The sequence below is a fragment of the Pseudomonas sp. 273 genome, from assembly GCF_029201425.1.
Taxonomy (GTDB): domain Bacteria; phylum Pseudomonadota; class Gammaproteobacteria; order Pseudomonadales; family Pseudomonadaceae; genus Pseudomonas; species Pseudomonas delhiensis.
The window spans coordinates 3363080-3375552 of record NZ_CP116775.1 but is presented as its reverse complement, the minus strand read 5'-3'; the positions used below and the strand labels follow the sequence as shown (position 1 = coordinate 3375552).

Sequence of the window (12473 nt, the reverse complement as noted above, 5' to 3'; positions counted from 1 at the left end):
GTGCACGGAAGAAGACAGATGAACGCAGAACAGTCCCTGAAACTCGCCCGCCGCTTCCTGGAGCTGCCCCTGGAAAAACGCCGGATGTTCCTGGCGAGCCTGAGCGCGGAAGGCGTCGACTTCTCGCTGTTCCCGATTCCGGCCGGGGTGCCGGGCGCCGAGCGCGACCGGCCGTCCTACGCCCAGCAACGCATGTGGCTGCTCTGGCAGCTGGACCCGCACAGCGGCGCCTACAACCTGCCCGGCGCCGTGCGCCTGGACGGGGCGCTGGACCGCCGGGCCCTGGAGCGCGCCTTCGCCAGCCTGGTCGAGCGTCACGAGACGCTGCGCACGGTGTTCGTCCCCGGTGCGGACGGCACCCCGCGGCTGGCGCCCATGCCCGGCGAGCTGCAGGTGGTGTACGAGGATTTCAGCGCCCTGGCGGCGGACGAGCGGGAAGCGCGGGTGCGCGAGGAGGCCCAGCGCGAGTCGCTGCAGCCCTTCGACCTGGGCAATGGCCCGCTGCTGCGGGTGCGCCTGATCCGCCTGGGCGAACGGGAGCACGTGCTGCTGCTGACGCTGCACCACATCGTCTCCGATGGCTGGTCGATGAACCTGCTGATCGAGGAATTCGGCCGCTTCTACAGCGCCTACGCCCAGGGCGGCGAGGCGCAGCTGCAGGCACTGCCGGTGCAGTACGCCGACTACGCCCTGTGGCAGCGCAGCTGGCTGGAGGCCGGCGAGCAGGAACGCCAACTGGACTACTGGCGCAAGCAGCTCGGCGAGCAGCACCCGGTGCTGGAGCTGGCCGGCGACCACCCGCGCCCGGCCCAGGCCAGCTACCGCGGCGCCCGCTACGAATTCGCCGTGGAGCCGGCACTGGCCGAAGCGCTGCGCGCCGCCGCGCGGCGCCAGGGGCTGACCCTGTTCATGCTGCTGCTGGGCGGCTTCGACGTGTTGCTGCAACGCTACAGCGGCGAGGGCGACCTGCGCGTCGGCGTACCCATCGCCAACCGCAACCGCGCCGAGGTGGAAGGACTGATCGGCCTGTTCGTCAACACCCAGGTGCTGCGCGCGGTATTCGACGGGCAGACGCCGGTGGAGCGCCTGCTGGCCCAGGTGCGCGACAGCGTGCTGGGCGCCCAGGCCCACCAGGACCTGCCGTTCGAGCGCCTGCTGGACGCCTTCCAGGTGGAGCGCAGCCTCAGCCACAGCCCGCTGTTCCAGGTGATGTACAACCACCAGCCGCAGGTGGCCGACATCGAGGCCCTGGACGACGTGGCCGGCCTGCGCCTGAGCCGCCTGGACTGGCAGAGCCGCACCACCCAGTTCGACCTTTCCCTGGACACCTACGAGAAGGGCGGCCGCCTGTACGCCGCGCTGACCTACGCCACCGACCTGTTCGAGCCGGCGACCATCGAACGCATGGCGCGGCACTGGCAGAACCTGCTGCGGGCGATGATCGAGAACCCGCAACAGGCGGTCGGCGAACTGCCGATGCTGGACGCCGGTGAGCGCGAGCTGGTCCTGAAACAGTGGAATGCCACGGCTACCGAATACCCGCTGCAACGCGGCGTACACCAGCTGTTCGAAGAGCAGGTCGAACGTCACCCGAATGCACCGGCGCTGGCCTTCGGCGAGCAGCGCCTGAGCTATACGGAATTGAACCAGCGCGCCAACCGCCTGGCCCATGCCCTGATCGAGCGCGGCGTGGGGCCGGACAGCCTGGTGGGCATTGCGGTGGAACGTTCCATCGAGATGGTCGTTGGTTTGATGGCGATTCTGAAAGCCGGCGGCGCCTACGTGCCGCTGGACCCGGAGTACCCGGCCGAACGCCTGGCCTACATGCTGGAAGACAGCGGCGTGAAACTGCTGCTGAGCCAGTCGCACCTTGACCTGCCCCCGGCCGAGGGGGTGCAGCGCATCGACCTGGACCAGGAGAGCGATTGGCTGGAAGGCTACAGCGACGCCAATCCCGCTGCGCTCGTGGACGGCGAGAACCTCGCCTATGTGATCTACACCTCCGGCTCCACGGGCAAGCCCAAGGGCGCCGGAAACCGCCATCGCGCGCTGACCAACCGCCTGTGCTGGATGCAGCAGGCCTATGGCCTGGATGCCGGCGATACCGTCTTGCAGAAGACCCCCTTCAGCTTCGACGTCTCGGTCTGGGAATTCTTCTGGCCGCTGATGACCGGTGCCCGCCTGGTCGTTGCGGCACCGGGCGATCACCGCGACCCGGCGAAGCTGGTGGAACTGATCAATCGCGAAGGCGTGACCACGCTGCACTTCGTGCCCTCGATGCTGCAGGCCTTCCTGCAGGACGCCGCAGTCGATAGTTGCACCAGCCTCAAGCGCATCGTCTGCAGCGGCGAGGCCTTGCCGGTGGACGCCCAGCAGCAGGTCTTCGCCAAGCTACCGCAGGCCGGCCTGTACAACCTCTACGGCCCGACCGAGGCCGCCATCGACGTCACCCACTGGACCTGCGTGGAGGAGGGCAAGGATGCCGTCCCCATTGGCCAGCCCATCGCCAACCTGGGCTGCCACATCCTCGACGACAACCTGGAGCCGGTGCCGGCAGGCGTGCTGGGCGAACTGTACCTGGCCGGCGAAGGCCTGGCCCGTGGTTACCACCAACGCCCGGCGCTGACCGCCGAACGCTTCGTCGCCAGCTCCTTCGTGGCCGGCGAGCGCATGTACCGCACCGGCGACCTGGCCCGCTACCGCGCCGACGGCGTGATCGAATATGCCGGGCGTATCGACCACCAGGTGAAGCTGCGCGGCCTGCGTATCGAGCTGGGTGAGATCGAGGCGCGGTTGCTGGAACACGAATCGGTGCGCGAAGCGGCGGTGCTGGCCGTGGACGGCAAGCAACTGGTCGGCTACGTCGTGCTCGATGCCGAGCAGGATGACTGGCGTGAAACCCTGGCCGCGCATCTGGCCACCAGCCTGCCGGAATACATGGTCCCGGCGCAGTGGCTGGCCCTGGAGCAGATGCCCCTGAGCCCCAACGGCAAGCTGGACCGCAAGGCCCTGCCCAAGCCCGACGCGGCGGTGGCCCAGGCCGACTACGTGGCACCGCGCAACGAGGTGGAGCAGTGCCTGGCGGCCATCTGGCAGGACCTGCTGGGCCTTCCCCAGGTCGGCCTGGACGACAACTTCTTCGCCCTGGGCGGCGATTCCATCATCGCCATCCAGGTGGTCAGCCGGGCGCGCCAGGCCGGGCTGCAGCTGAGCCCGCGTGACCTGTTCCAGCACCAGAGCGTGCGCGGCCTGGCCCAGGTGGCCAAGCCCCTGACGGCCGCCGCGGTGGAACAGGGCCCGGCCCATGGCGAGGCGGCCCTGGCGCCGGTGCAGCACTGGTTCTTCGGGCAGGCCATTCCCAACCGCCAGCACTGGAACCAGTCGCTGCTGCTGGAAGCCCGCCAGCGCCTGGACGGCGAGCGCCTGGAGCGCGCGCTGGCCCGCCTGCTGGCGTATCACGACGCCCTGCGCCTGCGTTTCCGCCAGGCGGACGGCGCCTGGCACCAGGCCTACGCCGAGCAGACCGAAAGCCCGCTGTGGCGGCGCCAGGCCGATTCGCCCGAGGCGCTGGCTGCGCTCTGCGAAGAGGCCCAGCGCAGCCTTGACCTGGAAAACGGCCCGCTGCTGCGCGCGCTGCTGGTGGACCTGGCCGACGGTGGTCAGCGCCTGCTGCTGGTGATCCACCACCTGGTGGTGGACGGGGTGTCCTGGCGCATCCTGCTGGAGGACCTGCAGCACTTGTACGAACAGCCGGACGCCGGCCTGCCGCCGCGCAGCAGCGCCTACCAGGCCTGGACGCGCCAGCTGCACGAACAGGCGCCGCAGCGCCTGGGCGAACTGGCCTACTGGCAGGCGCAACTGGCCGACGCCCCGCGCAGCCTGCCTTGCGACAACCCGCAAGGCGCGCTGGAGAACCGCCACGAACGCAAGCTCACCCTGACCCTCGACGCCGAGCGCACCCGCCAGTTGCTGCAGGAGGCGCCGGCGGCCTACCGCACCCAGGTCAACGACCTGCTGCTGACCGCCCTGGCCCGGGTGGTGTGCCGCTGGACCGGCGACGCCAGCCTGCTGGTGCAACTGGAAGGCCACGGCCGCGAGGACCTGGGCGGCGGGCTGGACCTGAGCCGCAGCGTCGGCTGGTTCACCAGCCTGTTCCCGCTGCGCCTGACGCCGGCCGCCGATATCGACGCCTCGATCAAGGCGGTCAAGGAACAACTGCGCGGCGTGCCGGACAAGGGCGTCGGCTACGGCCTGCTGCGCTACCTGGCCGGCGACGAGGCGGCGCAGGCCCTGGCGGCGCTGCCGCAGCCGCGCATCACCTTCAACTACCTGGGCCAGTTCGACCGCCAGTTCGACGCAGCCGCCTTGCTGCTGCCGGCCGCGGAAAGCGCCGGCCAGGCCCAGGACCCGCGCGCGCCGCTGGCCAACTGGCTGAGCATCGAAGGCCAGGTCTACGGCGGCGAGCTGAACCTGAGCTGGGCGTTCAGCCAGGAAATGTTCGAGGCGGCCAGCGTGCAGCGCCTGGTGGACGACTACGCGCGCGAGCTGCAGGCGCTCATCGACCACTGCCGCGACCCGCGCCACGCCGGGGCGACGCCCTCGGACTTCCCCCTGGCCGGCCTGGACCAGGCGCAGCTGGACGCGCTGCCGCTGGAACTGGCCGCGGTACAGGACATCTACCCGCTGTCGCCCATGCAGCAGGGCATGCTGTTCCATAGCCTCTACGCGCGGGAGGAGGGTGACTACGTCAACCAGCTGCGGGTGGACGTGGAGGGGCTGGACGTCGAGCGTTTCCGCAACGCCTGGCAGGCCGTGGTGGCCCGCCACGACGTGCTGCGGGCCGGCTTCCTCGGTACGCTGGAACGCCCGCTGCAGTGGCTCCGTAAGCAAATGGAGGTGCCCTTCGCGGTGGTCGACCTGCGTGGCCGGGGGATCTGCAGGAGGAACTGCAGCGCCTGGCCCTGGCCGAGCGCCGCCGTGGCTTCGACCTGGCCGGGGAGGCCCTGCTGCGCCTGACACTGGTCCGCACCGGGGAGCACAGCCATCACCTGATCCACACCCACCACCACATCCTGCTGGACGGCTGGAGCAACTCGCGGTTGTTGGGCGAGGTGCTCCAGCACTATGCCGGGCAGGCGCCCGCGGTGCCGGCGGGCACCTTCCGCGACTACATCGACTGGCTGCAGCGGCGCGATGTTCAGGCCGAAGAGGCCTTCTGGAAGGAGCAGCTGGCCGAACTGGAGGCGCCGACGCGGCTGGCCCTCTCGTTGTCTGCCGGTAACGACGGGGAGAGCGGCCACGGCCTGCTGCGCAGGGACCTGGAGCGGCCGGCCAGCGAGCGCCTGAGGGCCTTCGCCCAGCGCCAGAAGGTGACCGTCAACACCCTGGTGCAGGCCGCCTGGCTGCTGTTGCTGCGCCGTTACACCGGGCAGGAGACGGTGTGTTTCGGCGCCACCGTGGCGGGCCGCCCGGCGGAGCTGGCCGGCATCGAGGAGCAGGTCGGCCTGTTCATCAACACCCTGCCGGTGGTCGGCAGCCCGCAGGCGGAACAGACGGTGGCCGAGTGGGTGGCCCAGGTCCAGGCGCGCAGCCTGGCCCTGCGCGACTTCGAGCACACCCCGCTGTACGAGGTGCAGAGCTGGGCCGGGCGCGGCGGCGAGGCGTTGTTCGACAGCCTGCTGGTATTCGAGAACTACCCGGTGGCCGAGGCCCTGCAGCAGGGAGCCCCGGCCGGGCTGCGCTTCGGCGAGGTGGACAGCCGCGAGCAGACCAACTACCCGCTGACCCTGGGTGTGCACCTGGGCAGCACCCTGGCGCTGCATTTCAACCATGACGCCCGGGCTTTGCCCTCGCCCGTGGTTGCCCGCCTGGCCGAGCATTTCGTCAACCTGCTGGTGGCGCTGTGCGAGCGCCCGCAGGCGCGCCTGGCCGAGCTGGAAATGCTTGGTGGGACGGAACGCACGCAGATACTGCAGCGCTGGGACCACACCGCGGATCACTACCCGAGCGACCGCCACATCCACCAACTGGTGGCGGACCGTGCCGCGGAGAAACCGGATGCGGTGGCGGTGATCTTCGCCGACCAGGGGCTGACCTACGGCGAGCTGGATAGCCAGGCCAACCGCCTGGCCCACCGCCTGGTCGAACTGGGCGTCGGCCCCGAAGTACGGGTGGCCATCGCCATGCGTCGTTCGGCGGAGACCATGGTGGCCTTCCTCGCCGTGCTGAAGGCTGGCGGCGCCTATGTGCCGCTGGACGTGGCCTATCCGCGCGAACGCCTGCTGTACATGATGCAGGATTGCGCGGCAGCGCTGGTGCTGACCCAGAGCGACCTGGAGAGCCAACTGCCATTGCCGGAGGGGCTGCCGACCCTGGCGGTGGACCGCGCCGAGGAATGGCAGGACCAACCCGCCAGCGCGCCGGCCGTGGCGCTGCATGGCGACAACCTCGCCTATGTGATCTACACCTCCGGCTCCACCGGCCTGCCCAAGGGCGTGGCGGTCTCCCACGGGCCGCTGGTCTCGCACATCCGCGCCACCGGCGAGCGCTACGAAACCAATGCCGACGACTGCGAACTGCACTTCATGTCCTTTGCCTTCGACGGCGCCCATGAAGGTTGGATGCACCCGCTGATCAATGGCGCCCGTGTGCTGATCCGCGACGACAGCCTGTGGCTGCCGGAACAGACCTACGCGCAGATGCATCGCCACCGCGTCACCCTGGCGGTATTCCCACCGGTGTACCTGCAACAACTGGCCGAACACGCCGAACGTGATGGCAACCCGCCGCCGACCCGCGTGTACTGCTTCGGTGGCGATGCGGTACCGCAGGCGAGCTACGACCTGGCCTGGCGGGCGCTGCGCCCGCAGTACCTGTTCAACGGCTACGGCCCCACCGAGACAGTGGTAACGCCGCTGCTGTGGAAGGCCCGCAAGGAAGACCCGTGCGGGGCGGCGTACGCCCCAATCGGCACACTGCTGGGCAAACGCCGCGGCTATGTATTGGACGCCGAGCTGAACCTGCTGCCCGTGGGCCTGGCTGGTGAGCTGTACCTGGGTGGCGAGGGCGTAGCGCGAGGGTATCTGGAACGCCCGGCGCTGACCGCCGAGCGCTTCGTGCCGGACCCGTTCGGCAACGGCGAGCGCGTGTACCGCAGCGGCGACCTGACCCGCGCCAGGCCGGGCGGCGTGGTGGACTACCTGGGCCGGGTGGACCACCAGGTGAAGATCCGCGGTTTCCGCATCGAGCTGGGCGAAATCGAGGCACGGCTGCTGGAGCAGGACGCGGTGCGCGAAGCAGTGGTACTGGCCCGCGACGGCGCCAGTGGCAAGCAACTGGTGGGCTATGTGGTGCCGGCCGAACCGATCTCGGCCGAGCAGCGGCACACCCTGCGCGATGCGCTGAAAGCGGCGCTGAAGGCCAATCTGCCGGAATACATGGTGCCGGCACAGCTGCTGTTCCTCGAAACCCTCCCGCTGACGCCCAACGGCAAGCTGGACCGCAAGGCCCTGCCGCAACCGGACATCAGCGAACTGCAACAGGACTACGTGGCGCCGCGCAGCGAGCTGGAACGGCAACTGGCGGCGATCTGGCAGGAAGTGCTGAAACTGCCGCAGGTGGGGCTGAAGGACAACTTCTTCGACCTGGGCGGCCACTCGCTGCTGGCCACTCAAGCCACCGCGCGGGCGCAGGACGAACTGGGCGTGAACCTGCCCCTGGCGCTGATGTTCCAGAGCGAAACCCTGGAGGCCTATGCGGCCTCGGCGGCGCAGTACGCCCCCAGCAGCGACGCGGACTTCGACGATCTCCGCGACTTCATGACCGAACTCGAGGCAGTGTGACATGCAACCCGACAAGAACCTGGACCTGGCCCATCGCTTCGTTCGCCTCCCCTCGAGCAACGCCGGCTGTTCTTCCAGAAGCTGGTGTCGAAGAACATCGGCCTGTCGCAGTTGCCGATCCCCGTCACCCGCCACGAGGCCGGGACGCGGCCGCTGTCCTATGCGCAGCAGCGCCAGTGGTTCCTCTGGCAGATGGCGCCGGAGAGCGCGGCCTACCACATCCCGGCGGTGCTGAGGCTGCGCGGCCGGCTGGACCTGGGGGCCCTGCGGCGCAGCTTCGAGGCGCTGATCGCGCGCCACGAGACGCTGCGCACCCACTTCCGCCAGGAACAGGACCAGGCCGTCCAGGTGGTCCACCCCGAGCTGCCGTTCGAGCTGGGCTACGAGGCGCTGGCCTCGCGCAGCGAGGAGGCCCTGCAGGCGCGCATCGAGGCGGAAATCCGGACGCTGTTCGACCTGCAGCACGGCCCGCTGCTGCGGGTGAAGCTGCTACGCCTGGCGGCGGACGAGCATGTACTGGTGCTGACCCTGCACCACATCATCGCCGACGGCTGGTCCATGGCGCTGATGGTCGACGAACTGGTGCGCCTGTACGCGGCGTACAGCGAGGGGCGCGAGGCCGCCCTGGCGGACTTGCCGATCCAGTATGCCGACTATGCCCTGTGGCAGCGCAGTTGCATGGAGGCCGGGGAGCGCGAGCGCCAGCTGGGCTATTGGCGCGAACGGCTGGGCGGCGGGCAGCCGCCCCTGGAGTTGCCCAGCGACCGTTCGCGGCCGGCGGTGCAGAGCTACCGCGGCGGCGAGGTGGAGATCCCGCTGGCCGACGAGCTGGCCCGCAAGCTGCGCGAACTGGCCCAGCGCCGCGGCGTGACCCTGTTCATGCTGCTGCTGGCCTCCTTCCAGAGCCTGCTGAACCGCCATTCGGGGCAGGCCGACATCCGCGTGGGCGTGCCCATCGCCAACCGCACCCGGGTGGAAACCGAAGGGCTGATCGGCTTCTTCGTCAACACCCAGGTGCTGAAGGCGGAGTTCGAGCTGCACACCACCTTCGACGACCTGCTGGGCCAGGTGAAGCAGCGCGCGCTGGAGGCCCAGGCCTACCAGGAGCTGCCCTTCGAGCAACTGGTGGAGGCGCTGCAGCCCGAGCGCGACCTGAGCCACAGCCCGCTGTTCCAGGTGATGTACAACCACCAGAACGAGAGCCGGGGCAAGGCGCGGGAACTGCCCGGCCTCATCGTCGAGAGCCTGCCGCGGGAAGTCAGCACCGCGCAGTTCGACCTGACCCTGGACACCTTCGAGTCCGAGCGCGGGCTGCGGGCCTCGCTGACCTATGCGACCGACCTCTTCGAGCGGCCCACCGTGGAGCGCCTGGCGGACCACTGGCGGAACCTGCTGGAAGCGGTCTGCGCCGACCCGCAGCGGCGCATCGCCGAACTGCCCATCCTCGGCGCCGCCGAGCGGCACCAGGTGGTGCACGCATGGAACGACACCGCCGCGCCCTATCGCCAGGCCTGCCTGCACGAACTCTTCGAGGAGCAGGTGGCGCGCACGCCGGAAGCCCTGGCGCTGATCGACGGCGAGCAGGAGTACAGCTACCGCGAGCTGAACCAGCGGGCCAACCGCCTGGCCCACAAGCTGCGCGAGCTGGGCGTGGGACCGGAGGTGCTGGTCGGGATCGCCATGCAGCGGCGCCTGGAGATGCTGGTGGGGCTGCTGGCGATCCTCAAGGCCGGCGGCGCCTACGTGCCGCTGGACCCGGAGTACCCGAAGGAGCGCCAGGCCTACATGCTGGAGGACAGCCAGGCGCGCCTGCTGCTGACCCAGCGCGCCTTGCTCGCCCAACTGCCGCAGGGGGGCGCGGCGCAGGTGCTGGCGGTCGACGACCTGGCCCTGGAGGCGTATCCGCAGGACGACCCCTGCCACCTGGCCGGCCCGGAGAACCTGGCGTACTGCATCTACACCTCCGGCTCCACCGGCAAGCCCAAGGGCGTGATGATCGAGCACCGCAACGCGGCGGCCCTGGTCGGCTGGGCCGGCACGGTCTACAGCCGGGAAGACCTGCAGGGCGTGCTGGCCTCCACCTCGATCTGCTTCGACCTCTCGGTGTGGGAGTTCTTCGTCACCCTGGCCAGCGGCGGCTTCGTGGTGCTGGCCGACAACGCCCTGGCACTGCCGGAGCTGCCGGCCCGGCAGCGGGTGCGCCTGGTCAACACGGTGCCCTCGGCCATCCGCATGCTCTGCGAGGCGGGGCAGGTTCCCGACTCGGTGCGCATCGTCAACCTGGCGGGCGAGCCGCTCGCCCAGGCGGTGGTGGACAACCTCTACGGGCTCAGCCACATCGAGCGGGTCTACGACCTCTACGGCCCTTCCGAGGACACCACCTATTCCACCTACACCCTGAGGACACTGGGCGGCAGCGCCAACATCGGCCGCCCGCTGGCCAACAGCGGCGTGCATCTCATCGACGCCACCGGCGAGCCGGCCGGCATCGGCAAGGGCGGCGAATTGTGCATGGTCGGGGCGGGCCTGGCCCGTGGCTACCTGAACCGGCCGGCGTTGACGGCGGAGAAGTTCCTTCCCGACCCCTTCGCCGGGCAGGGTGGCGGCCGGCTCTACCGCACCGGCGACCTGGCGCGCTACCGGCCCGACGGGGTGATCGAGTACCTGGGGCGCATCGACCACCAGGTGAAGATCCGCGGCTTCCGCATCGAGCTGGGCGAGATCGAGGCGCGGCTGCTGGAGCAGGACGCGGTGCGCGAGGCGGTGGTGCTGGCCCAGGACGGGGTCAGCGGCAAGCAGCTGGTGGGTTACGTGGTGCCGGCTGAAAGCGTGGCGAACGGGGGCCAGCGCGAACTGCGCGAGGCCCTGAGGACGGCGTTGAAGGCGAACCTGCCGGACTACATGGTGCCGGCGCAGCTGCTGTTCCTCGAAGCGCTGCCGCTGACGCCCAACGGCAAGCTGGACCGCAAGGCCCTGCCGCAGCCGGACGCGAGCGAGCTGCAGCAGGACTACGTGGCGCCGCGCAGCGAACTGGAGCGGCAACTGGCAGCCATCTGGCAGGACGTGCTGAAGCGCCCGCAGGTGGGCGCGACCGACAACTTCTTCGAACTGGGCGGCGACTCCATCGTCTCGCTGCAGGTGGTGAGCCGGGCGCGCCAGGCGGGCATCCAGTTCACCCCCAGGGACCTGTTCCAGCACCAGACGGTGCAGGGGCTGGCCAGCGTGGCCCGGCGCGCCGAGGGCCTGCAGGTGGCGCAGGGGCCGGTCACCGGCGCCTTGTCGCTGACGCCGATCCAGCACTGGCTCTTCGGGCAGGACATCCCAACCGCCAGCACTGGAACCAGTCGCTGCTGCTGGCGCCGCGCCACCCCCTGCAGGCCCAGCCCCTGCAGGCCGCGCTGCAAGCCCTGCTGACGCACCACGACGCCCTGCGCCTGCGCTTCGAGCGGCATGATGGCGCCTGGCGCGCCGAATTCAGCGCGCCGCAAGCGGACGCGGACGTATTGTGGAGCCGCCGCCTGGCCACGCCGGAGGCGCTGGAAGATGTCGCCAACCAGGCGCAGCGCAGCCTGAACCTGGCGGCGGGGCCGCTGCTGCGGGCGGTGCTGGCGGAGCTGCCCGGCGGCGAGCAGCGCCTGCTGCTGGTGATCCACCACCTGGTGGTGGATGGGGTGTCCTGGCGCGTGCTGCTGGACGACCTGCAACAAGCCTATGCCCGGGCCGTTGCCGGGCAGCCGGCGGAGCTGCCGGCCAAGACCAGTTCGTTCCAGGCCTGGGCCGAGCGCCTGGCCGCCCATGCCCAGGGCGCGGCCGCCGCAGCGGAACTGGCCTACTGGCAGGCCCAGCTGGTCGGCGTGAGCGACGAGTTGCCCTGCGCCAACCCGGCCGGCGGGCGGCAACAGAAGCACGTCGCCTATGCCAGCACCCGCCTGGACCGCGACTGGACCCGCCGCCTGCTGCAGGAAGCGCCGGCGGCCTACCGCACCCAGGTCAACGACCTGCTGCTGACCGCCCTGGCGCGGGTGATCTGCCGCTGGAGCGGGCAACCGGAAACCCTGGTGCGCCTGGAAGGCCATGGCCGGGAAGAGCTGTTCGCGGATATCGACCTGACGCGCACCGTCGGCTGGTTCACCAGCATGTACCCGGTGCGCCTCAGCCCCGGGCGGGCCTGGCGGATTCCATCAAGACCATCAAGGAGCAGTTGCGGGCAGTGCCCGGCAAGGGGCTCGGCTACGGCCTGCTGCGCCACCTGGGCTCCGACGAGGCGAGGCGGGCGCTGGAAAGCCTGCCGAGCGGGGCGATCGTCTTCAACTACCTGGGGCAGTTCGACCAGAGCTTCGACGCCGAAGACGGCCTGTTCGTCCCCGCCAAGGAAAGCAGCGGCGCCGGCCTGGACGAGAACGCGCCCCTGGACGGCCTGCTCAACCTGAACGGGCGGGTGTACGACGGCGAGCTGAGCCTGGACTGGGGCTTCAGCCGCGAGCTGTTCGACGAGCGGACCATCCAGCGCCTGGCCAGCGAGTACGCCGATGAGCTGCGCGAACTGATCGGGCATTGCAGCGATACGGCCAACCGCGGCCTGACGCCTTCGGACGTTCCCCTGGCGCGCCTGAGCCAGGGCCAGCTGGACAG

1 protein-coding gene and 2 pseudogenes are annotated in these 12473 nt (G+C 70.1%); all 3 read left to right on the top strand.

Features of this window, described 5'->3' with window-relative positions; translation table 11 throughout:
* The first annotated feature begins 18 nt into the window (after positions 1 to 18).
* Positions 19 to 7841, top strand: a pseudogene (locus tag PKO50_RS15690) (amino acid adenylation domain-containing protein).
* Positions 7842 to 7925: 84 nt separating this feature from the next.
* Complete coding sequence (locus tag PKO50_RS15685) at positions 7926 to 11255, top strand: amino acid adenylation domain-containing protein (RefSeq protein ID WP_275630246.1); 3330 nt, start codon at positions 7926 to 7928, stop codon at positions 11253 to 11255.
* Positions 11141 to 12417 (top strand): annotated as a pseudogene (locus PKO50_RS34130) (condensation domain-containing protein); the annotation flags it as partial. The gene PKO50_RS15685 and the pseudogene PKO50_RS34130, both read left to right, overlap by 115 nt.
* Positions 12418 to 12473 lie beyond the last annotated feature (56 nt).